Source organism: Tenacibaculum sp. Cn5-46, assembly GCF_022347705.1.
GTDB classification, from domain to species: domain Bacteria; phylum Bacteroidota; class Bacteroidia; order Flavobacteriales; family Flavobacteriaceae; genus Polaribacter; species Polaribacter aiptasiae.
Genome location: NZ_JAKRGD010000001.1, coordinates 40956 through 64577, shown reverse-complemented (window position 1 = coordinate 64577; position 23622 = coordinate 40956). Strand labels below are relative to the sequence as shown.

The window sequence follows — 23622 nt, the reverse complement described above, 5'->3', positions numbered from 1 at the left end:
TTGAAAAAAATATATTTGCAGCCTTAATCATTAACTTTAAACTATGAAAAAAATTATTTTGTCTATTGCTATGTTAACTTCCATAGCTTTTGTTGCTTGTTCTGATAACGATGATAATCAAAAAAAATGTATCTCATGTGAGTATTCGGGAGCAGGTACTACAAAGCCTATCAAAACTGAGTATTGTAATAATGGTGATGGAACAATGACAATTACTGTTGAGGGAATTCAAACTGTTACTTCTGATATTCCAGAAGGTAGTACTTTTGAAGACGTTATAGAAGCAGCTAAAACACAAGGTACAACTTGTAATTAAGAAATATTCATAACAAAAAAAAGCCTCAGTTAAATTAACTGAGGCTTTTTTTTATATTCTAATCGTTTAATTTCAATACTGCCATAAACGCTTGTTGTGGAATTTCTACATTACCAACTTGACGCATACGTTTCTTTCCTTTTTTCTGCTTTTCTAATAACTTACGCTTACGAGAAATATCACCTCCATAACACTTAGCCGTTACATCTTTACGAAGTGCTTTCACAGTTTCACGTGCTATAATTTTTGCTCCAATAGCTGCTTGAATTGGAATATCGAATTGTTGACGCGGAATTAATTCTTTTAACTTCTCACAAATTCTTTTACCAATAGTATATGCATTACTATCATGTAATAAGGCAGAAAGTGCATCAACAGTTTGTCCATTTAATAGCATATCTACACGTACTAATTTAGATTTTTGCATTCCAATAGGCGAATAATCAAAAGAAGCATATCCTTTAGAAACTGTTTTCAATCTATCGTAAAAATCAAATACAATTTCAGCTAATGGCATATCAAAAATTAACTCAACACGTTGAGGAGTTAAATAAGTTTGATTTACAATTTGTCCACGCTTTTCAATACAAAGGCTCATTACTTGACCAACAAAGTCAGATTTTGTTATAATAGAAGCTTTAATAAACGGCTCCTCTACCCTATCTAATTTCGATGGGTCTGGTAAATCTGTTGGGTTATTAACAATAATAATATCATCAGGATTTTTCTTGGTAAAAGCATGATAAGATACGTTAGGTACTGTTGTAATAACGGTCATGTTAAATTCACGCTCCAAACGCTCTTGAATAATCTCCATGTGTAACATTCCTAAGAATCCACAACGGAAACCAAATCCTAAAGCCGCTGAACTTTCAGGTTGAAAAACTAAAGATGCATCATTCAACTGTAGTTTTTCCATTGAAGCCCTTAACTCTTCATAATCTTCGGTATCTACTGGATAAATACCAGCAAAAACCATTGGCTTTACATCTTCAAAACCATCAATAGTATCGGTAGTAGGATTTGCAAAATCAGTAATAGTATCTCCTACTTTTACTTCCTTTGCTGTTTTAATTCCTGTAATTAAATACCCTACATCTCCTGTTTTAATTTCTTGCTTAACAACTTGCTCTAACTTTAAAGTACCTACTTCATCGGCTCCATACTCTTTCCCTGTTGCCATGAATTTAATACGTTGGTTCTTTTTAATAGAACCATCTATTACTCTAAAATAAGTTTCAATCCCTCTATAAGAATTGTATACAGAATCGAAAATTAATGCTTTTAATGGCGCATCTGGATTTCCTTCAGGAGCAGGAATTTTATCGATAATTGCTGCTAAAATATTATCAACCCCAAAACCAGTTTTACCACTTGCATGAATTACATCTTCTGGCTCACAACCTAATAAATCTACAATATCATCTGTAACCTCTTCAGGATTTGCTGATGGTAAATCTACCTTGTTTAAAACTGGTATTATTTCTAAATCGTTTTCTAACGCTAAGTATAAGTTAGAGATAGTTTGTGCCTGTATACTTTGTGCTGCATCTACAATTAGCAAAGCACCTTCACAAGCTGCAATAGAACGAGAAACTTCATAAGAGAAATCTACGTGCCCTGGAGTATCAATTAAGTTTAAAATATAATCTTCTCCATTATATTTATAATCCATTTGAATTGCGTGCGATTTAATCGTAATTCCACGTTCACGCTCCAAGTCCATATTATCAAGTAACTGATTTTGCTTTTCACGTTCTGACACAGAACCTGTATAGTCTAATAATCTATCAGCAAGTGTACTTTTACCATGATCAATATGTGCAATAATGCAAAAATTTCTAATTTTCTTCATTCGTCGTATTTCTAACTTCTTATAGTCGACAAAGATACTTTATGTAAAATGCATCCACAAATAAAAATTTATTCAATAAAAAAATAAAAAGTAACTTTGCAGCATGGTAAAAATTGGAGATATAGAACTTCCTGATTTCCCGCTTTTATTAGCGCCGATGGAAGATGTGAGTGATCCACCGTTTAGAGCTTTATGTAAAGAAAACGGTGCAGATGTGGTTTATACTGAATTTATTTCTTCGGAAGGACTAATTCGTGACGCTGCAAAAAGCGTAATGAAATTAGATATTTACGAGAAAGAACGCCCTGTTGGAATTCAAATATTTGGAGCTAACCTAGACTCTATGCTTAAAACCGTAGAGATAGTTGAAAAATCAAATCCAGATATTATTGATATTAATTTTGGTTGTCCTGTAAAGAAAGTTGTTTCTAAAGGTGCAGGTGCTGGTATTTTAAAAGACATCGATTTAATGGTTAAACTTACAGAAGCTATGGTAAAACATACCAAACTTCCTGTAACTGTTAAAACTCGTTTAGGTTGGGATCATGATTCTATAAGAATTGTTGAAGTAGCTGAACGTTTACAAGATGTAGGATGCAAAGCTATTGCTATACATGGTCGTACTCGTGCTCAAATGTATAAAGGTGATGCCGACTGGAAGCCAATTGCACAAGTAAAAAACAATCAAAGAATGCACATTCCTGTTTTTGGAAACGGTGATGTTACTTCGCCTGAAAGAGCAATGGAAATGCGTGATGAGTATGGTTTAGACGGTTGTATGATTGGTAGAGCTTCTATTGGATATCCTTGGTTTTTTAACGAAGTAAAACACTTCTTTAAAACTGGCGAACACTTAGCAAAACCTACCATAGCACAACGTGTTGAAATGGCTCGTCGTCATTTAGAAATGTCTATTGACTGGAAAGGAGAACGTTTAGGTGTTGTTGAAACAAGAAGACATTATACAAACTACTTTAAAGGTATTCCTCATTTTAAAGATTATCGTATGAAAATGGTTACTTCTGATGATCCTAAAGATGTTTTTGCTACTTTTAATGAAGTGGAAGCTAAATTTGGAAACGCAACTATTCCTGAAATAAAATAAGCTTTATTTCTCAATAAATGCTTTTGATATTCTTGAGCTTGCAATTTTTGCCGCTACATAACCTAGTATTGAAATTGTAAGCATTACCAAGAATAAATTAAACCATCTAAATTCTACGGGGTAAGCTAATGTTTCTGTAATCATAAATAATTCGAATTTTTGCTGAATTAACACCAAAATAATTCCAATTAAAAGCCCGATACCCATTCCTACTAGTGTCAATAAAAAGCCTTGTAAGACAAAAATTCTTTTTATTTTATCTATTGTACTACCTAAATCTACTAAAGTTTTTAGGTTTTGTTTTTTATCAATTATCATCATAATAATTGAACCTATTACATTAAACAATGCAATAGCTATAATCAATGTAAAAATTAAATACGATATAAAGTTTTCTGTATTTACTACTTTATAATATACCGTATTTAATTGTGCTCTGGTTTGCACTTTGAAAGCCTCTCCTAAACTTTCCTGTAAACTAGATTGATAGTTATCTAAATCAATACCTTCTTTTAGTTTTAATTCTATAGCCGTAAATTGATTATCTTTATAATTAAGCAATTTCTGAGCTAACTCGACTTCTGTAAAAACAAACTTACCCTCAAACTCTTCTGAACCTTTGTAAACACCTATAATTTGAACAGGTATAGAGTTAAAAGCATTATTTGGGTTTATAAATCCTTTTCCTGGCTTGGGAACCAAGATTTTTAAAGGTTCACCAAAATTCATTATTCCTAATGATAGTTTATATCCAATACCGTAACCTAATACGGCAGTATTTCTAAATTCTGGATCTATCCAACTCCCTACTTTCAACAAAGAATCTACAGGTAAAATTTGATTGTAATTTTGTTCTACTCCTTTTATATATGCTATCTGATTTTTATCCTTATAACTTAAAAAAACTCGCTCTTCTATCACTTTAGACACAGCTAACACCTCATCATTTTCTATTATTTTTTGATAAATTTCATCAGAATATTCAATGGTTTTACCTTTAACCATTGAAATTTTAATATCTGGATCTGAATCTTGAAGTAATGAGTCGCTAAATGTCCTTAACCCTGAAAACCCTGATAAAATCACAAACAAAGCTAAGGTTCCAACAACAACACCAAAAATGGTTATAAACGTTATAATGTTTATTGCATTGGTGCTTGCTTTTGAAAACAAGTATCTTTTAGCTATGTATAAAGGAAAGTTCAACTATTAATAAATCTAAGTAGCAATGTAAACAAATTTATTAACGCTTTTGACGACGTGGTAAAATTTCTGGATTCTTAATTGGATCAACGTCTCCTCCTTTTAAAGACTTATCAATATCTTCAATATAATCTAAACTATCATCTCCAAAAAACAATAATTCAGGCATTCTCCTAAGCTGGTTTTTGGTTCTTTGTGCTAATTCATGGCGTATCAATGGTGTGTTAGATTTAACACCTTCAATAATTTCATCTCTTTTTTCAGAAGGAAAAACACTCAAATATACTTTTGCTACCCCTAAATCAGCAGTAACAGAAACTTTTGATACCGATATAATCACTCCCTTCATTCCATCTTGCGCGGCACGCTGCAAAACATCTACTAAATCTTGTTGCAGTACTCCTGCAATTTTTCGTTGTCTATTTGTTTCTTCCATGCTGCAAATTTAGGCATAAATTTACGGAGTGTAAATTTTATTTTTTATGGCATACATCACTAAGCCTACTCTGTTTCTAACATTTAATTTAGTAAACAAACTATCCCTATAACCATCGATAGTTTTTGGGCTTAAAAACATTTTGTCTGCTATTTCTTTATAGGTTAATTCTGAACAGGCTAATTTCATAAAGATTATTTCGTTTTCTTTAAATCGAATAGAATTTTTACCATTCTTACCGGATACTGAATCTAACAATAAGTTTGTAACATTTCTCGTATGAAAGAAACCATTATCCATCATTTCTAGAAGCGCCCTTTCTAATACTTCTTTTTTAGTATCTTTTAGCAAATAACCAACGGCTCCTGCTTTAAGCATTTTAAGAATAGTACCATCTGCATCTTCTACAGATAATGCCATTACATGTACATGTGGGTGATTTTCTACAATCCATTCGGTAGTTTCAATACCATTCATTACTGGCATATTTACATCAACTAAAACAATATCTGGAATATTTTTAGGTGATGCGGAAAACTTCTCCGAAACTTCTTTCCCATTTTTACATGTATATAACACTTTAAATTTATCAAAGGTATTTACCATACCTTCAATTGCCTGTGATAATAGAGTGTGATCATCTACAACAACAACTGAGTATTTCATAATTACGTAGGTTAGGTTATTATCTTGTTGTGAGGGACAATATAATGAAGGGACAATGTACTACAATTCTTAAATATAATAATTTATTATTAAACTGGTTCCTTTTTGAGGTTCCGATTTAAATTTTGCTTCGGCATTTATAAGTTTTGCTCTCGCCTTAATATTCTGTAAACCAATACCTTTTAATCTTACTTTTTTCATTTCAAAACCAACTCCGTTATCTTTTGCTTCGATCTCAATAGCATCTTTTTTATAATTTAAAAACACTTCGAGTTTAGTTGCTTTTGAATGTTTTATCGTATTTGAAAAAAATTCTTGTAAAATTCTAAAGATTATGATTCCATGTTTTTGATTTATTTCTCTTTCTTCTCCTTCTACTTCAAAACTAGATTCTATATAATTTAATCTATTAAATCTTCGCAATTCTAGTTCTATTGCTTCTCTTAATTTTATAGCATTAATAAAATCGGGGTTTATCGACTTGGACAATGCTCTTATTTCCGTTAAACTTTTTGCTATAGTATCGGCAATTTCTTCTATATTTTCTGGAGAAGCATGTTGCATTTGTATTTTAGCTAAAGTTAAGAGTTGCCCGATATTATCGTGCAACTCCCAACTTATATTTCTTAAAGTTTCTTCTCGTATTTCTATTTGAGTTTCCGCTAACTCTCTTTCGTATCGTTTTTTACTTTCTGCACGCTCCATTAATAGTTTATTCTTTCTATTTTGAAATACTGTAAAAAGAGAAACTACAAACAGCACTCCTAAAACGACTAAAATAGTAGAAACAAATACAACTACCTGACTCTCTTCCAACTCCATATCAATCCAGTTAAAAAACAAACATGCATTACAATAGTCAACAGGTGTTGTATTTTATATAAAGTCAAAAACACGTTTCCTGTCTTTAAAAAATTAACTATTGCTGTTAAAGGCATAGTACCAATATAATACAATAATAAACCTGTTGTAATCCAAAAAAACACATTTTTCTTATAATTCAACACCTTTTCGGACAACAAAAACTCTCTTAAATATAGCATTAAAACTATTCCTATGAAAACAGCCCCAAAAACAGGAGCTATCGTATTGTATTTTGTTGAAAAAATAGCTTTTCCATAATAAAAGGAGCTACAAAATAAAATCACATTATAAAGAACTGTAAATATTTTTATAATTTTTTTTGTGAGTGAATTTTGTGAAATATCTCTATAAAAAAGAAACAACACGTTAAACTCTAATAGGACCATTAAATTATAAAATGCATTATTTAATCCATATTTAAAAAAAACAACTCCAATTACATCAAAAAAAAACATGCAAAAAAGAAATACAATAAAATACCTTATACTTTTAAAGCTTATATTTTTGTTAAAAAAAACATAAGATAAGAAAGATATTATAGCAAAAGCTAACGCTATATAATTCAGTTTAAACATTTAGTATGGCGGTTGTAAAAAACCTTTATTTCCTGCTCCACTTAGGTCATTTGAATTTCCAACTGGTAATTCTATGCTATAATCGTAATCTTCTCTTTTTCCTTCATTAAACTCTTCCATAGAATTATAAATCCAGTTATATCCATTTTTAGCTAACATTTCTTTAAACGTAACTAACTTTCCTTGTGTAAAAGATTGTAAAGGATCAAAAGCTACTTGTTTACCATCAATTGTTGTAGTTGGGATATAAATTAAATCCTGGTAACTTTTTCCTGTTCCATTATAATTAGGCATAGCAGCTGAAATAAAGCTAATTCCTGATATTTCAATCCCTGCTTTTTTACTCAACTTCATTATTCTTCCTAAATATTTTAAAAACTGGTTATAATCATAAGTATTGATACGTGAATCTTCATAACCTAAAGCTTTTTCTAAAGGTGCTATTCTTGTAGTATCGTAAGTTCTTAACATATTTACTATCTTTTTATAATCTAGCATTTCAGGAGTTCTTCCTTCATCAGAATAACAAAATGTACCATCTGGAATTTGTGATTGCCAATCATCACACTCACATTTCTGTTTTTCACATGAAGCCATAAAATTCACTGTGAAAACAATGATTAGCAATTTTAGTAGGTTAGTTTTTTTCATAATAAAAATAATATTTAAATTCACTTTAAATATACTAGCTTATTTTCAATAATAATCAGCTTATTTCAACACATTTCTTATAAAGCATTCTATCAAACACTTATATTTTCTTAGTTTTTTAAAATACAGGAAAAACCCCTATAAAATAAAAATGGATACCCTATAGTTTTTTCAATATTTTTACTCTTGAATATTAATTTTTACTTAAAACGAAAAAACCCACAATTAGTGGGCTTTTTTTATTTTTTAGATATTAGTACGGGGGGGATAATGTTCCTCTATTTGCATTTGAACTCTCACTATCTACAAGTTCATCTCTTCTTAAAAAATTTTGTTTTATTTCTTTGATCTCTATTTTTTTATTTTCATAATCTTCTTTAGTATCGTATATCCAATTATAACCATACTTCCCTAAAATTTCTTTCATTGTTATAATTTTTCCATTTTTCGAAACTTCAGGAGCAAAGGCTATATTATGCCCATTTATCTCAGTAGTTGGCATAAACATAACTGTCTGATAATTAGAAACACCATGCAAAGTATTTTCAGGATAGGAAGCAGACACTATGTTAATCCCTGTTAATTTTATCCCTTTTTCTTCAGACACTTTTTTAACATAGTTTAAATAAGTCTCTAAAGCTTCAATTGTAAAAAAATTTACACGGGTATCTTCCTTCCCTAAAGCCTTTTCTAAAATTGGTTTTCTGGTCTTATCATAATGCTCAAGCATTCCTACCATTTCCTTGTACATCAATAAGTTTTTAGGTTTTATAATTTTAATATTTCTTTCTATTAAAACTTCTGTGGGTTTGTCTTGTGTACAAGAGATTAAACTAGCCCATCCTATGGAGGCGACCAACAAAATTTTTGTTATTTTCATATAAGTAATCATTTTAAATTAATATTGGGATTAATTTAATGTTTATTTCTTTCACAAATTCAAACAGACTCGTTTTTCTTTTATACTTTTACCTTATGGATAAAATAGAACATATTGGTATTGCTGTAAAAGATTTAGAAAAATCAAATCAGCTTTTTGCATCACTTTTTGGAGAACCACATTATAAGATTGAAGAAGTCGCTAGCGAAGGTGTTAAAACCTCATTTTTCAAGTCTGGTCCTAATAAAATAGAACTTTTAGAAGCTACTAAACCCGACAGTCCTATTGCTAAGTTTATTGAAAAAAAGGGGGAAGGAATTCATCATATAGCTTTTGCAGTTACAAATATTGAAGCAGAAATAAAGCGTTTACAAAAGGAAGGTTTTACCGTATTAAATGAAATCCCTAAAAAAGGAGCTGATAATAAACTAGTCGCTTTTTTACATCCAAAAACTACTAATGGCGTTTTAATTGAATTATGTCAGGAAATTGAATAATTCGTTCAATAGGAATTACCAAATATTTGTATCTTGCAATGTTAAAATTACAACATTAAATAATGACAACCTCTTTTGATTCTTTTCAAAAACGACGCTTACAATCATCTTATGTTTCAGTAGTAGTTAGTATTGCGCTAGTACTTTTTATGATTGGGATTTTAGGTTTGGTTTTATTAAAATCTACCAAAGTTGCTAATCACTTTAAAGAGAAAGTAGTGATGACTCTATTTTTAAAGGATGATGTTACTGCTAAGCAATCAAAAAACTTTAAAGAAACTTTAAAGAAAAAAGAATACACAAATAAAGTTATCTATATAACTAAAGAGGAAGCTGCAAAAACATACAAAAAAGACCTAGGTGAAGATTTTTTAAAGTTTTTAGGTGATAATCCTCTTAAAAACGGATTAGACATTTACCTAAAAGCAGATTTCGTAACTCCTGAAAAGATGAGCGAGATTGAAAAATCTTTTGAGAAAAATAAATTGGTAGCTGAAGTAAATTACGACAAACCTTTAGTTCGATTACTAACACAAAACATTCAAAAAATTAGTTTTTGGTTATTAGTGTTAAGTGGTTTCTTTGGTATTGTTGCTATTATACTAATTAATAGCTCTATTCGTTTATCTATTTACTCTAAAAGATTCAATATAAAAACCATGCAAATGGTTGGAGCAACTAAAAGTTTTATTCGTAGACCATTTATATGGCAAAGTATTAAGCTAGGTTTACTGGGAGCATTTATCGCATTAAGTGGAATTGCTCTTCTAATTTATTACATAAATAAATACATTCCTACACTAGAAATGTTATCGGACTACACTCCTTTAGCTTATGTTGCTGGAGGTGTATTATTTGTATCTTTCTTTATTACTTGGATAAGTACATTTTTTGCCACACAACGTTTTTTAAACTTACAAACTAACGATTTGTATTACTAAGATTTTATGAAAAAAGATAATTTGACAAAACAAGAATTTTTATTCGGTAAACGCAATTATATAATCATGTTAATTGGCTTAGCTGTTATAGCATTAGGATTTATTCTAATGGCCGGTGGTGGTAGTGACGACCCTAAAGTATTTAATCCTGAAATTTATAATTGGCAAAGAATTCGTTTAGCTCCAACTCTTGTTATTATTGGACTAGGTATTGAAATTTATGCTATTTTTGCCAATCCAAAAAAATAAGCATGGGATTATTAGAGGCTATTATCTTAGCCATTATTGAAGGTATCACTGAATATTTACCTGTTTCTTCGACAGGACATATGATTATCGCTTCTTCATTTATGAGGATAGCAACAGATGATTTCACAAAACTATTTACCATAGTTATTCAACTAGGTGCTATTTTATCTGTTTTAGTACTGTATTGGAAACGCTTTTTTCAAAGTTTCGATTTCTATTTAAAACTGTTAGTAGCATTTATTCCTGCTGTTGTGTTAGGATTGCTTTTAAATGATGTTATTGATAGTTTATTGGAAAGTCCAGTAACAGTTGCAATTTCTCTAATTATTGGAGGTATAATTTTATTAAAAGTTGACGATTGGTTTAAAGCCAACGAAGAGTTTGATGAAAAAAATCCGACAGCTCATACAGAAATAAGTTATGCTACTGCTTTAAAAATTGGTTTTTTTCAATGTTTAGCTATGATCCCAGGAACTTCAAGAAGTGGTGCTAGTATTGTAGGTGGTATGACTCAAAAAATAAATAGAAAAACAGCTGCTGAATTTTCTTTCTTCTTAGCGGTTCCTACTATGTTAGGTGCTACTGCTAAAAAAACCTATGATTATTATAAAGCTGGATTTGAATTATCTTCTGAACAAGTAAACTACCTTATTATTGGTAATGTTGTTGCCTTTATTGTTGCTTTAATAGCTATCAAATCATTTATAGATTACTTAAGTAAAAAAGGATTTAAAATCTTCGGATACTACCGTATTATATTTGGAATTACCCTATTAATAATTCACTTTTTCGTATATAAACTTTCTATATAATGCTGACTGCTGAAGACTATAAAAACGGACAAGTTTTATTAATTGATAAACCTTTAGAATGGACTTCTTTTCAAGTTGTCAATAAATTACGTTGGCATATTCGTAAACGTTTTGATATTAAAAAGATTAAAGTTGGTCATGCAGGAACTTTAGACCCTTTAGCTACCGGTTTATTGATTATTTGTACTGGAAAACAGACTAAAAATATCAACGAATATCAAGGTCAAATAAAAGAATATACAGGTACAATAACTCTTGGTGAAACAACTCCTAGTTACGATTTAGAAACTGAAGTAAACGAAACTTTCCCTATAGAACATATTACTGAAGAATTGATTCATAAAACAACAGAAAAATTTATAGGGAAAATTCAACAAAAGCCACCTATTTTTTCAGCAATTAAAAAGGATGGTAAACGTTTATATGAACTAGCTCGTAAAGGAGAAACTACTGAAATTAAATCGAGAGAAATTACTATTTCTGAATTCGAAATCACCAACATTAGTGCTAATAAAGTTGACTTTCGAGTTGTTTGTAGTAAAGGGACTTATATTCGTTCTTTAGCTTACGATTTTGGTTTAGCTTTAAATTCTGGAGCCCATTTATCTGCCTTAAGGAGAACTAAAATTGGAAATTTTTCTGTTAGTGACGGACTAAGTATTGATAATTTTATAAAATCATTAGAAGTGGAATAGTTTTTGTCTCATAGAGCAAAAAAACATTTACTTCTATGAAAAAAACTACACTACTACTCTTTGTAACTTTAGTTGTTAACTTTAAAATTAGTGCTCAAAATGAAAACAAACGTCCTTTCTTTACTGGATCTTTAAGTACTACTTTTGGAATTAATCAAAAATACAAATTAGGAGAAGAAGGAAACGGTCCTTTAATTGTACCTAAATCTATTTTATTAAGAACTGGTTTTGGATATCAATTTAATGATCGTTGGGCATCTACCTTTAATATAGGTTATGATCATCATTTTACATACGCTATCAACTCTATTCCAATGTACGCTAGTGTTCGTTATAATTTTATAAAAAAAGCCAGTAGTGCTTATTTTATTGAATCTAGTTACGGACAAATGTTTCGTCCTTCCAATCGATTTTCAAATGGTAACTATTACAAGGTTGGTTTAGGAATCCTATCTCTTAGTAATAGTAGTTTTAATGGAATGATACGTTTAGATTTTCAAAGAAAAAAAATAGCCCAATTTAAAAATGGAAATCTAGACAGTATTTCTCTTGGTATTGGCTTTACCTTATTCTAATTTTTAAAGAAAACGACTATACCAACTCTCTGTAATTGGTACTTCCCAATAATTATCTAACTCATGTTTTGTTTGAACTAAGTTATCAAAAACAATGGTTTTACCAGTTACAGACTTATTTTTTATTAGCTTTTTAAAATCTTTTAGCTCTTTATACTGAGTATATTCCCCTTGTTTAAAACAAACATTCATCTTATCTAATAACTCAATATCGTACTCTTGCTGTAATTGTAATACAAAAGCTACTTGTTTATCTATTTCTGCGTTAGATAACTGTATATTATCTTCTACTGAAAAAATAATAAATCGATTATACCTTAACTCAAAAGATACTTTAAAATCTTCTTCAGACTTCCACTCTTCGGAAAATGTTTTTAGTTTTCCCTTTAACCCTTCTATTTCTTGCGGATAAAACTTTCTACTAGATGGATAAATCCAAACTTTAGCTTCTTCTGATAACGTATTGAAATCTACTAACATAATTATTCTTTCTGTGCGGCAAATATACAGAAAACAAAATCCTCTTCTTGTTAAGATTCAAGAAGAGGATTTACTTTATAAAAAAGGATTTTATTTTAATAATGTAAGAATATCTTCTTGCACATTATTCCCTTTGTTCTTATTATACCAAACTTGTAAATCTTTTTTAAAATCTGCATCTAAACTTCCGTGTTCAGTCTTATAATCTGCAACCATTTTAGTAGCAACTGATGGCCTTGGCCCCCAAGTATCAACTACTTCATTTTCTTTATCTAATGCAATTAATTTAGGAATAGATCTTCCTCCGTTAGTTAAAAACTTATCCATTAATTCTAAGTTTTCATCTCTTAAGACTAACTTTAATTGAATATTAGGGTTTTCTTCTGCTATTTTATTAATAACTGGTAAATTCTGAGCTGCATCTCCACACCAACCTTCTGTTAAAACCAACCAAGTTTGTGGCTCTTTTACATCCTTAACCTTTGCTATAGTTTCTTCAGAAATTTTTATAGTTTTATCTAAACGCTTCATTCTTTTATCGTTTAGTAAACTATAATTTAATAAGGCATCAGATTGAGTTAATCCAGTTGACTTTCCTTGTTCTAACAAATCTTTTACAAGAGTTCTATATTCAGAATATGAAATGGCTTTTTGTAAACTGCTTTCTATAATTTCTTTCATCTTAATAATCTTATTATACTACAAATGTACTAGTTCGTCTTAATGTATACAGTAACCTAAGTTACGAACTACAAAAACGGAATAATATAGACGTAAAGATGATTAGAAGCTTACACTTCTTCTAATTTTTGACTTTCTAAAGATTTTAAATTACTAATAATATCCTTAGTCATCGATGCTAAATCGTATTCATGTTGCCATCCCCAATCTTTTCTTGCTTCTGTATCGTCAATTATTTGAGGCCAGCTATCAGCAATCGCTTGTCTAAAATCTGGGTTATAAGAAATTGTAAATTCAGGAATATATTTTTGAATTTCTTCAGCTATTTCTTTTGGTGTAAAACTAATGGCAGATAAATTATAAGAAGTTCTAGTTTTTATTTTTTCAACATCAGCTTGCATTAACTGAATTGTTGCTTTAATAGCATCATTCATATACATCATTGGCAAACGAGTATTTTCTGATAAAAAACATTCGAAAGTTCCTTTTTTCAATGCTTCAAAGTAGATATCAACTGCATAATCCGTTGTACCTCCTCCTGGTAATGTTTTCCAACTTATAATTCCAGGATAACGAATGCTTCTTACATCTACTCCATATTTTTCATGGTAATAATTACACCAATGCTCTCCAGCAACCTTACTAATTCCATAAACTGTTGAAGGCTCCATAACTGTTTGTTGTGGTGTATTAATTTTTGGTGATGTAGGTCCAAAAGACGCCATTGAACTTGGCCAGTATACTTTTTCAATATGTTTTTCTCTTGCTAGCTCTAAAACAGCTAATAAAGAGGTCATATTTAAATCCCAACCCTTTAATGGATATTTTTCTGCTGTTGCCGACAACATTGCTGCCATCAAGTATACTTGATTTACTTTATATTTTTGAATTACTTTTAAAATATCTTCTTGACTAGTTGCATCAATTATTTCAAAAGGACCAGAACTCATCATTTCTTTTCCTCCTTCTCTAATATCTGAAGCTATTACATTATCATTACCGTAAATAGAACGTAATTGTTGGGTTAATTCTGTCCCTATTTGCCCGCAAGCTCCTAAAACTAATATCGTGTCATTCATTTTTAATAATTCAAAAATATAGTGCGGCAAAGTTATTAAATTTCATATTTCACAAAAAATATTTATCCTTTTTTAACTATCATCAAAACAAGAGCTTAATCTACTGATTACAAACTTATAATTCTATTTTCATTTTTAAATCAAGTAAAATATGTACTTTTATACTTTTAATTTATCGTTTAATGAGACCTTTTCAAATTCTTATATTTTCTTTTTTAATTGTTTTTATTTCTTGTAAAAAAGAAAAAAATCAAAACAAAGAAACTATTCAGAAAACAGATGTTAACACTTCTGTAAAACATGCTGAATACACAGTACTTGACAAAGGATCTATACAGGAAATTAGAAATTGGAAAGAATATTTTATAACTGAAGAATTTTTAGCTCAATTTAAAAATATTAGTCCTACTGATGCTTTAAACAACGCCATAGAACTTAAAGATTTAACCAAACAATTAAAAGACAGTTTAAATATTGAAACTTTAAAAACTCCAGCTTTTAAAGCTCGTGTTAATGTTTTTGAAAATGAAGTTTTAAGACTTGCAGATATGACCTATATTCCTTCTATATCTTCAAAGAATGTTAATAGTCAAGTTGAAAAAATGCTTTCTCTTTTTGGTAGTATGAATGATAAAATAAACGCTGTTTATGCTAAAAAACGTTTTGACAAAGCGGTAAAATTAGATAGTTTATTTAACAGTTTTGAATAGTATTAATAGCTTCGTAAACTAAATTACTTTCAAAACCTCTGTATAGTAGGTAATCTGCTACTTTTTTTCTTCTTTTAAATAAGTTTGTTTCAGACACTAATTTGTTTTTCTTTTCCACTAAAGAATACAAAGTAGACATATACTCTTCTTCATCAATTTCTTTTAATGCTATTTTAATATTATAAGTAGAAATATCTCTCATTTGAAGTTCACTAGTTATTCTTTGCTTTCCCCATTTTTTAATTCTGAATTTACCTCTAGCAAAACTTTTAGAAAATCGTTCTTCATTTAAAAAATTTTCTTGTAGTAAATGTAGTAAAATACTATCCTTAGCCTCTGGAATTAAATTATATTCTGATAACTTTTTCTCTACTTCTTTATGACATCTATCTTGATATACACAAAAACTCTCCAACTTTCTTTTTATTTCTTCAACCGAAATAACCTGTTTCTTCATAAAACAAAAGTACTACCCTATTTCCAGTTATTTAAAAAAGATATCACCTTTTCTTTATAACTTGCTCCTATTGGGATTTCCGTTGAATTTACCTCTATATCATTAACTGTAAAAGCTGATATTTTATTAATATTTATAATATAAGAACGGTGAACTCTTAAAAAATTCACTTCTTTTAATTCCTGTTCTATTTCACTAATCCTATATTTAGAAACTATTCTTTTATTATCTACTGTATGTATTTTTATATAATCTTTTAAACTTTCAATAAATAGAATATCGTTAATAACCACTTTATGATGTTTATTTCCTGATTTTACCAACATAAAATCATCTGTTTCTTTTTCTTTATATTGAATTGATTGTGATTGTTTTTTTTGATCTCCTAAATAACGATCTACAGCCTTAAAAAAACGTTCAAAAGTAATAGGTTTCAATAAATAATCTATAACACCCAAATCATAACTTTCAATAGCGTAATCTCTATATGCTGTAGTAAATATGGTTTTTGGTGGATTCTTTAATGTTTTTAAAAAATCTATCCCTGTTAAATTTGGCATTTTTATGTCTAAAAACAACAAATCTACTTCTTGAGTATTTAATATTTCAAATGCTTTTATAGCATTATTACATGTAGCTACTATTTCTAATGCATCAATTTTAGAAATATGTTTTTCTAGCAATTTTATAGCTAAAGGTTCATCATCTACCACCAAACACTTTATTTTCATATTTCTTATTCTTGATTAATTTTTAAAGTAACAATAAATCTATTCTCACTAGATTTAATATCTAACTCATAATTATTACCACATATTAAATCTAATTGTTTTCTAATATTAGGCAAACCTATACTATCTTTTCCTTTAACCTCATAAGCATCTACTATCGTATTGGCTATTATAAATTGAAATTTTGATCCTTTACTTGAAATATCAATATCAATTTCTGGAGAACCACTATCTTCTCCTGCACCATGTTTAAAAGCGTTTTCTACCAAAGACAATAGTATTAAAGGTGGAATTTCTATATCATTTTCTATATTTTCTGTAAAATTAACTTTTAACCTTTCATCATAACGTAACTTTTCTAATTCTATAAAGTTCTTCAACAACTCTATTTCACTAGATAACAACACATATTTACCATTACAACGATACAATACATGGTCTAAAATTTCTGATAATTTACTTATTGATGTTGATGTTTTGGGTGAATTAACCACAGAAAGAGAATAAATATTATTTAATGTATTAAATAAAAAATGTGGATTTAACTGCGCTTTTAGCGTTTTTAACTCTGCTTCCGATTTTTCTTTACTTAAACTTAAATCCCTCTCCTTAATCTTTTTATATTCTAAAAGATATTTAGCAAAAAGAAATATAAGTGCTACAGAATAAACACTTGGAACATAACTAACTAATAATTTTCTCCAATCTGTCAATATCTCTAATATTGGCTCTTGTACAAACGGAGGTCTTCTAACTAAAGTTTCACCTACATGAACAATCATAATTCTACCAAAAGCACTAAAAACATAAGTTCCTATAACAAATAATAAAATCGCTTTTATATACTTCTTTTTTAAGAGAAACTTGGGTATAACAAAGTAAGCAAAGTAATAAGAAGTAAAAATTTGTGCAACCAATATGCTTCCAAACATGGTTAAAATTGCGTACAAAGGATCATTCTCATGCCTTATGACCCCTTTAGGGACATTTAAAAATAACAGTACAATCCAAAACACCAAGTGTTTTAATATCCTGTTTTTTTGAAAATAACTAATTAGTTTGTTGATTGTATCCATGCTGGTAAAGATAAAAATAGCCTATTAATTATAATACACCAGTCGACAAATCAACCTTTTCTAATCCTAAACACTCAATTTTATCTACCAAATGAGTTTTTTACTCCGAAAATATTCAAACGTCGATTTTTCGCACTCATTTGTCGATTATTAAACTTCAGCTTCTTAATCCAATTCATATTTGCACCATAATACAAATAACAAACAAAATGAAAAAAATACTGTTCCTTCTTTTATTAATAAGTACTGTTGGTGCTTCTGCTCAAATAAACCTTAGGGGTAAGGTAGTTGAAAAAAACACGCAACATCCTTTAGAATTTGCCACTGTGATTTTAACCAGTCCAGAAAACAATAATGTGATTGCAGGCGAATCAACTAACAGCAAAGGAGAGTTTTCTATCAAAGCTAAAAAAGGTGTCTACAATATTAAAATTGAATTTATCGGCTTTAAAAGTCATACCATAAATAATTTTTCACTTACTAAGAATCAATCAATTCAAACTATTTTTTTACAAGAAGATTCAGAAGCACTAGACGAAGTTGAAATAGTTGCTGAAAAATCTACAACCGAATACAAATTAGACAAACGTGTTTTTAATGTTGGTAAAGATTTAATATCAAAAGGAGGCTCTGTAAACGATATTTTAAACAATGTTCCTTCTGTTAATGTTGATATTGAAGGAGCCGTAAGTTTACGTGGTAATTCTAATGTTCGTATTTTAATTAATGGTAGACCTTCTGTGTTAACAGCAAATAACGGATTAGAATCTATTCCTTCTGAAAACATTGAGAAAGTAGAAGTAATTACCAACCCATCTGCTAAATATGATGCTGAAGGAACTGCAGGAATTATCAATATTATTTTGAAAAAGAATAAAAAGGGACGCTTTGGAAGCTCGCTTCAACTAACCACGGGTATACCAGATAATCATAGTATTAATTATAATGTTAATTATAAAAAGGAAAAGTTTAATTTGTTTTCTAATATTGGGTATCGCTATTTATCATTCGATGGAAACGGTTACTTAAACAGAACCAACTTTACGAATAATGTACCTGTATCTTTTTCTAACAGAACCACTAATAGCACTAGAAGTCGTAGAACATTCAATCTTTATTTTGGAAGTGATTATTACATTAACGATAAAAACACACTAACCTTAAGTTATTATTACCGAAATAACACAAGCAAAAATAATGTTGATTACACCTTTAACTTTTTAAATGCTCAAAAACAAGTTGACAATATTCTTACTTCAAACGAATCGTATAGAGAACCTCAAAAAGCAAATCAAATTGAACTTAACTATGTAAAAACCTTTGATAAAAAAGGACAGAAACTTACAGTGAATTTTCAATATGACTTTTGGAATGATGATGAAAACGAATCAGTAGAAGAGCAACAACAATTTCCAACTACCTCAGCAATCAACTTATTAAGAAGTAGAGATATAGAAAGTAGTAAAGATTTCTTGTTCCAATCTGATTTTAAATTACCAATTACAAAAAAATCACATGTTGAAATGGGTATAAAAGGTGAAATAAGAAACATTGATAGTGATTATAAAGTTTGGGATAACAATGTAGTAGTAGATACTTTGAATAATTTATTAAAATATAACGAACGTATTTACGGTGCTTATATTCAATATGGAAATAGAAAAAATAAATTACAGTATTTACTAGGTTTACGTGCCGAACATGCAAATACAGGAAGTACTGACAGAAGAGATGAATTTAGAACTTCTAAAAGTTATACCGATTTATTTCCAACTGCTCATTTAACTTATAATTTTAATCAAGCTACCAATGTACAAGTAAGTTATAGTAGAAGAATTAGACGACCAAGCTTTTGGCACTTAAATCCTTTTGGAGGAATTTCAGACAGAAGAAACATTCGTGTTGGTAACCCAGATTTAAATCCTATGTATACAAACTCTTTTGAGTTAGGTTTATTAAAACGATGGAAAAAATTCACTTTAAACCCATCTATTTACTACCAAAGAACAACTAATGTTTTTGAAACTTTAATAACCCCTAATCCATTTGGAGCTTTAGTATCAAAACCAATTAATTCAGGTATTGAAAAAAGATTTGGTGCTGAATTAGCTATTCGATACTCTCCTTTTAAATGGTGGCGATTATCTAGTGAATTTAATTACTTTTCTTTTGACCAAAGAGGTTTATATACTGTTGATGATAGCACATGGTCTACACGTTTAAATTCAAGAATGAAGTTTTCTAAACTAACTATTCAATCTAGTTTTAATTATCGTGGAGAAAGACAAAGTGGGCAAATATTTACTGAAGCTCAATACAGAGCAAATATTGGAATTAGCAAAGATTTTTGGGAAGACAAAGCTACCGTAACTTTAAATATGAACAATATTTTAGACTCTAGAGTAAGTAGACAATTAATAACTGATGAAAATTATACTACTAATAACTATAGTAGACCTATTGGTAGATTTACATCAATTACTTTTACATATCGATTTAATAGAACTAAAAAAGATAGAGATCGTTTACCTGACTAAAAACAATTAAATCATAACTTTAAAAGCAAGAAGAGCTAAAAGTAAAATACTTTTAGCTCTTCTTTATTGTTAACAAAAATTAATTATAAACTACGTAACCACATTTTAAACTTAGTAATTAAGTAGAATAAAATAGGGACTACAATTAACGTTAAGAATGTTGCAATGAATAATCCGTAAATTACTGTCCATGCTAATGGTCCCCAGAAAATTACGTTATCACCTCCCATATAAATATGTGGATTAAATTCACTAAATAAAGTATAGAAGTTAATATTGAATCCAGTTGCTAATGGAATTAACCCTAAGATTGTTGTAATTGCTGTTAATAATACTGGACGTAAACGAGCTTTACCTCCTCTAATTACCGCTTCTCCTAAAGTTTCAACATCAACATAATCGCTTTCAGCAATTCCATTCTCCACTTTCTTTCTATCAATTAATAACTGTGTATAATCTAGTAATACCACTCCATTGTTCACTACAATACCTGCTAATGAGATAATCCCCATCATTGTCATCATAATTACGAATGGCTTCGCTGTAATTATCAATCCTCCAAATACACCAATTAAACTTAAGAAAATCGCTAACATGATAATTCCTGGCTTAGAAACTGAGTTGAATTGGAAAATTAATATTAAGAAGATTAATCCTAAACCTGCAAAGAATGCTCCCATTAAGAACGCCATTTGCTTGTTCTGCTCTTCAATTTGACCTGTATAATTAATCTTTACCGTAGCTGGTTTTTCGGTAAACGATTTCATTTCACTTTCAATCTTCGCTACAATCGCTGCTGCATCTGTATACCCTGGTGCTAAAGCTGAATATACGGTTACCACACGCTTTACATCTTTATGTTTAATTGCACTAAATCCAGAAGTATTTGTTTGTTTCGCTATTGCTGATACAGGAATTTCTTTGATTTGACCTGAAGCCATATCTCTAAACGTTATTTTCTGATTGAAAATAGCACTCTTATTATACCTGTTATCCTTATTAAAACGCACATAGATATCATAATCTTCACCGTCTTCTTTATAAATACCTGCTTTAGTACCGAAAATTGCATTACGTAATTGTTCTCCAACTTTAGATGCACTTACTCCTAATTCACCGGCTTTTTTACGATCTACATTTACTAACATTGATGGTTTAGACTTGTTTACATCAATCTTTAACTCATCAATACCTGCAATACTTTTCGAATTGATAAAATCACGCATTTTTTCAGCAGTATTAATCAATTCCGAGTAATCTTTTCCTTCTAACTCAATATTAATAGGGTATCCAGCTGGCGGTCCTACCGCTTCTTTCTCTACTGAAATTGCTAAACCTGGATAGATTCCTTTTAATGCCTCTGTTACTTTCTTTTGTAATTCTTTACTATCTGCTCCTTCACGATATTTATACTCTCGCATTGAAGCAGTAATTTTTCCTCTATGTGGCATTTCTGCTGTTGAACCTCCATCGGTTTGTGGATTTCCAGATCCTGCTCCTACTTGTGATACAGCACTTTCTACTAAGAAATTGTGATCTCCATGCATATATTCTGGTGAATTCAACACATTGTATACACGTTCTTCCAAATCTTTCATGATCAGATTTGTTTTCTCAATATCCGTTCCTTGAGGATACTCTATATAAACAATAATCTGGTTAGGTGTATTGTCTGGGAAGAATTCTACTTTAGTTCTCTGACTTGCTACAGATGCTCCAAAACCACCAAAAGCAAAGAATAATAAAAGAACTGTTGCTATAGTAATTGCATAAGGTCTCCATCCTTTTAATGCAGCTCTTAATACTCTTTCGTAAAAACGCTCCCAACGTGGCAATACTTTATTTTGAAAAGCATTTGCCCAAGGTCTTAACGCAATTCTATATACCCATAACATGATCGCTGTAAATACCATAATTGTACCTAAAGCTCTGTAAGCTCCTCCAAAAATGACAATTAACAATCCTATTATTGCCATGATAGATGATAAAGTAATTATCCTCTTTAATGGCATGTTCTTATCCTCTACACTCATAAACTGAGATACCATTACTGAGTTAAAGAAAATTGCAACGAATAAAGACGAACCTAAAACTACCGATAGTGTTACAGGGAAATAAATCATAAACTGCCCCATAACTCCTGGCCACATCCCTAATGGAATAAATGCTGCTACCGTAGTTGCTGTTGAAATGATAATAGGGAAAGCAATTTCTCCAATACCTTTTTTTGCCGCTTCAATTCTTGGCATTCCTTCATCCATTAAACGATATACGTTTTCTACAACTACAATACCATTATCTACTAGCATTCCAAGCCCCATAATTAATCCAAAAAGAATCATGGTGTTCATCGTATAACCTAACCAACTTAAGATCATTAACGACATGAACATTGACATTGGAATTGCAAATCCTACGAATAATGCGTTTTTAAATCCAAGGAAAAACATTAGTACTAATACTACTAAGATTACCCCGAAAATAATATTGTTTACTAAATCATCTACTTGTCCTATGGTTTTCGATGACTGATCATTTGCAATGGTAACTTTTAAATTACTTGGAAATACATTTTCTTTAGCATCTTTTACAATCTCTTGAATCTTTTCAGCTGCTTCTACCATGTTTTTACCAGAACGCTTCTTTACATCTAGCATTACCACAGCTTCACCAAACTCACGTGCATAGGTAGTTTTATCTTTATCTTTAAAAGATACTTTTGCGATATCTTTTAAATAAATAGAATTTCCTTTTTCAGACTTTACTACAAAGTTTTGTAACTCTTGCGGATCTTCTATTTCTCCTAAAATTCGTATAGTACGACGTTGACCACTTGCAATTAAGTTACCAGCTGACATTGTTACATTCCCTCCATTTACCGAGTTGATAATATCTTGGAAACTTACCTGAGCAGCCATCATTTTATAAATATCTACAGCTATCTCAACTTCTTTCTCCTCTGCACCACGGATATCTACTTTTTTAATCTCACCTAAATCCTCTATTTCATCTTCTAAATATTCACCAAATTCTTTTAATTTATCTACTGGGTAATCACCAGAAATATTAATATTTAAAATTGGCATTTCTTCAGACATACTCAACTCAAACACATTAGGCTCTACTTTAGCCCCGTTAAAAGTTGGCCAGTCTTCACCAGAAGTTTCTTGGTCTATTTCGTCTTTTACCTTCTGCTTTGCTTGATCTACTGTAATATTTTCATCAAACTCAACAACCACCATCGAATAATCTTCTTGCGAAGTTGACGTAATTTCTACTACATTACTTACCGTTTTTAACTTATCTTCTAACGGATCGGTAATTAGTTTTTCTATATCTTCAGCTGTATTTCCTGGATATAATGAACTAATATAAATTTTAGTTTCTCTAATTTCCGGAAAATTCTCTCTTGGCATACTTAAGAAGGCAGAAATACCCATAATAAGTATCATCACCATCATTACATAAATGGTTGTCTTATTATTAATTGCCCAAGAGGATAAACCGAATTCTTTATCGACTTGTTTTTTTTGTTTCTCAGTCATGTTAAC

24 protein-coding genes are annotated in these 23622 nt (G+C 30.0%); 10 read left to right on the top strand and 14 right to left on the bottom strand.

From position 1 onward, the window contains the following. Nucleotides 1-43 precede the first annotated feature (43 nt). Nucleotides 44-316 (top strand): hypothetical protein, encoded by a 273-nt coding sequence (locus MHN29_RS00260; protein WP_150899879.1) that lies wholly within the window; start codon nt 44-46, stop codon nt 314-316. A 58-nt stretch (nt 317-374) separates the two neighbouring features. On the opposite strand, the gene lepA is transcribed toward MHN29_RS00260, so the two are convergent. Next, nucleotides 375-2171: a translation elongation factor 4 gene (gene lepA, locus MHN29_RS00255; RefSeq protein ID WP_235273610.1), complete on the bottom strand. Its 1797-nt coding sequence runs from the start codon at nt 2169-2171 to the stop codon at nt 375-377. Nucleotides 2172-2274: 103 nt separating this feature from the next. On the opposite strand from lepA, the gene dusB reads away from it, so the two are divergent. Next, on the top strand, nt 2275-3276 hold the full coding sequence (dusB, locus tag MHN29_RS00250) for a tRNA dihydrouridine synthase DusB (RefSeq protein ID WP_150899877.1): 1002 nt from the start codon (nt 2275-2277) through the stop codon (nt 3274-3276). A gap of 3 nt (nt 3277-3279) precedes the next feature. On the opposite strand, the gene MHN29_RS00245 is transcribed toward dusB, so the two are convergent. The 6 genes from MHN29_RS00245 to MHN29_RS00220 form a co-directional block, all read right to left on the bottom strand. Continuing rightward, nucleotides 3280-4482, bottom strand: a complete 1203-nt coding sequence (locus MHN29_RS00245; RefSeq protein WP_235273611.1) for an ABC transporter permease — start codon at nt 4480-4482, stop codon at nt 3280-3282. A 37-nt stretch (nt 4483-4519) separates the two neighbouring features. Then, nucleotides 4520-4915 carry a 30S ribosome-binding factor RbfA gene (gene rbfA, locus MHN29_RS00240; RefSeq protein ID WP_235273612.1) on the bottom strand — a complete coding sequence of 132 codons (396 nt, stop codon included), beginning with the start codon at nt 4913-4915 and terminating at the stop codon, nt 4520-4522. Nucleotides 4916-4936: 21 nt separating this feature from the next. Further along, complete coding sequence (locus MHN29_RS00235) at nt 4937-5581, bottom strand: response regulator transcription factor (protein ID WP_255689061.1); 645 nt, start codon at nt 5579-5581, stop codon at nt 4937-4939. Nucleotides 5582-5650: 69 nt separating this feature from the next. After that, on the bottom strand, nt 5651-6403 hold the full coding sequence (locus MHN29_RS00230; protein WP_235273613.1) for a sensor histidine kinase: 753 nt from the start codon (nt 6401-6403) through the stop codon (nt 5651-5653). A 617-nt stretch (nt 6404-7020) separates the two neighbouring features. After that, nucleotides 7021-7671 (bottom strand): hypothetical protein, encoded by a 651-nt coding sequence (locus MHN29_RS00225; protein WP_235273614.1) that lies wholly within the window; start codon nt 7669-7671, stop codon nt 7021-7023. A gap of 253 nt (nt 7672-7924) precedes the next feature. Further along, nucleotides 7925-8551, bottom strand: coding sequence for a hypothetical protein (locus tag MHN29_RS00220; RefSeq protein WP_235273615.1), 627 nt, complete (start codon nt 8549-8551; stop codon nt 7925-7927). A 95-nt stretch (nt 8552-8646) separates the two neighbouring features. On the opposite strand from MHN29_RS00220, the gene mce reads away from it, so the two are divergent. The 6 genes from mce (at nt 8647) to MHN29_RS00190 (ending at nt 12320) form a co-directional block, all read left to right on the top strand. Beyond that, nucleotides 8647-9048 carry a methylmalonyl-CoA epimerase gene (gene mce, locus MHN29_RS00215; protein ID WP_235273616.1) on the top strand — a complete coding sequence of 134 codons (402 nt, stop codon included), beginning with the start codon at nt 8647-8649 and terminating at the stop codon, nt 9046-9048. 62 nt (nt 9049-9110) lie between these two features. After that, nucleotides 9111-9989: an ABC transporter permease gene (locus MHN29_RS00210; protein WP_235273617.1), complete on the top strand. Its 879-nt coding sequence runs from the start codon at nt 9111-9113 to the stop codon at nt 9987-9989. 6 nt (nt 9990-9995) lie between these two features. Next, on the top strand, nt 9996-10238 hold the full coding sequence (locus MHN29_RS00205; RefSeq protein WP_150899868.1) for a DUF3098 domain-containing protein: 243 nt from the start codon (nt 9996-9998) through the stop codon (nt 10236-10238). 2 nt (nt 10239-10240) lie between these two features. Then, on the top strand, nt 10241-11050 hold the full coding sequence (locus MHN29_RS00200; RefSeq protein WP_235273618.1) for an undecaprenyl-diphosphate phosphatase: 810 nt from the start codon (nt 10241-10243) through the stop codon (nt 11048-11050). Further along, nucleotides 11050-11745, top strand: a complete 696-nt coding sequence (truB, locus tag MHN29_RS00195) for a tRNA pseudouridine(55) synthase TruB (RefSeq protein WP_235273619.1) — start codon at nt 11050-11052, stop codon at nt 11743-11745. The genes MHN29_RS00200 and truB overlap by 1 nt, the downstream gene beginning before the upstream one ends. 35 nt (nt 11746-11780) lie before the next feature. Then, nucleotides 11781-12320 carry a hypothetical protein gene (locus MHN29_RS00190; RefSeq protein WP_235273620.1) on the top strand — a complete coding sequence of 180 codons (540 nt, stop codon included), beginning with the start codon at nt 11781-11783 and terminating at the stop codon, nt 12318-12320. A 3-nt stretch (nt 12321-12323) separates the two neighbouring features. On the opposite strand, the gene MHN29_RS00185 is transcribed toward MHN29_RS00190, so the two are convergent. The 3 genes from MHN29_RS00185 to MHN29_RS00175 all read right to left on the bottom strand — a co-directional run bounded on the left by MHN29_RS00185 (nt 12324) and on the right by MHN29_RS00175 (nt 14560). Then, complete coding sequence (locus MHN29_RS00185) at nt 12324-12800, bottom strand: ABC transporter ATPase (RefSeq protein WP_235273621.1); 477 nt, start codon at nt 12798-12800, stop codon at nt 12324-12326. 90 nt (nt 12801-12890) lie between these two features. After that, entirely contained in the window at nt 12891-13481 is a 591-nt protein-coding gene (locus MHN29_RS00180) for a thioredoxin family protein (RefSeq protein ID WP_235273622.1), read from the bottom strand. Nucleotides 13482-13591: 110 nt separating this feature from the next. After that, the gene (locus MHN29_RS00175; RefSeq protein ID WP_235273623.1) at nt 13592-14560 is read right to left on the bottom strand and encodes an NAD-dependent epimerase/dehydratase family protein; all 969 of its coding nucleotides are present in this window, start codon (nt 14558-14560) and stop codon (nt 13592-13594) included. 182 nt (nt 14561-14742) lie between these two features. Here MHN29_RS00175 and MHN29_RS00170 point away from each other — a divergent pair, with 182 nt between their 5' ends. After that, on the top strand, nt 14743-15270 hold the full coding sequence (locus MHN29_RS00170) for a hypothetical protein (RefSeq protein ID WP_235273624.1): 528 nt from the start codon (nt 14743-14745) through the stop codon (nt 15268-15270). On the opposite strand, the gene MHN29_RS00165 is transcribed toward MHN29_RS00170, so the two are convergent. From MHN29_RS00165 to MHN29_RS00155, 3 genes are read right to left on the bottom strand one after another with little or no spacing between them, the layout of a single operon-like run. After that, complete coding sequence (locus tag MHN29_RS00165) at nt 15254-15727, bottom strand: regulatory protein RecX (protein WP_235273625.1); 474 nt, start codon at nt 15725-15727, stop codon at nt 15254-15256. The two genes, MHN29_RS00170 and MHN29_RS00165, sit on opposite strands and share 17 nt — an antisense overlap. A gap of 17 nt (nt 15728-15744) precedes the next feature. Continuing rightward, nucleotides 15745-16458 (bottom strand): LytTR family DNA-binding domain-containing protein, encoded by a 714-nt coding sequence (locus MHN29_RS00160; protein ID WP_235273626.1) that lies wholly within the window; start codon nt 16456-16458, stop codon nt 15745-15747. A 5-nt stretch (nt 16459-16463) separates the two neighbouring features. Beyond that, a complete protein-coding gene (locus tag MHN29_RS00155) occupies nt 16464-17534 on the bottom strand; it encodes a sensor histidine kinase (RefSeq protein ID WP_235273627.1) in 1071 nt (356 codons plus the stop codon). A 209-nt stretch (nt 17535-17743) separates the two neighbouring features. On the opposite strand from MHN29_RS00155, the gene MHN29_RS00150 reads away from it, so the two are divergent. Further along, nucleotides 17744-20071, top strand: a complete 2328-nt coding sequence (locus MHN29_RS00150; RefSeq protein ID WP_235273628.1) for an outer membrane beta-barrel family protein — start codon at nt 17744-17746, stop codon at nt 20069-20071. 83 nt (nt 20072-20154) lie between these two features. Here MHN29_RS00150 and MHN29_RS00145 read toward each other — a convergent pair whose 3' ends face one another. After that, nucleotides 20155-23616 carry an efflux RND transporter permease subunit gene (locus MHN29_RS00145; protein ID WP_235273629.1) on the bottom strand — a complete coding sequence of 1154 codons (3462 nt, stop codon included), beginning with the start codon at nt 23614-23616 and terminating at the stop codon, nt 20155-20157. Nucleotides 23617-23622: the final 6 nt, after the last annotated feature.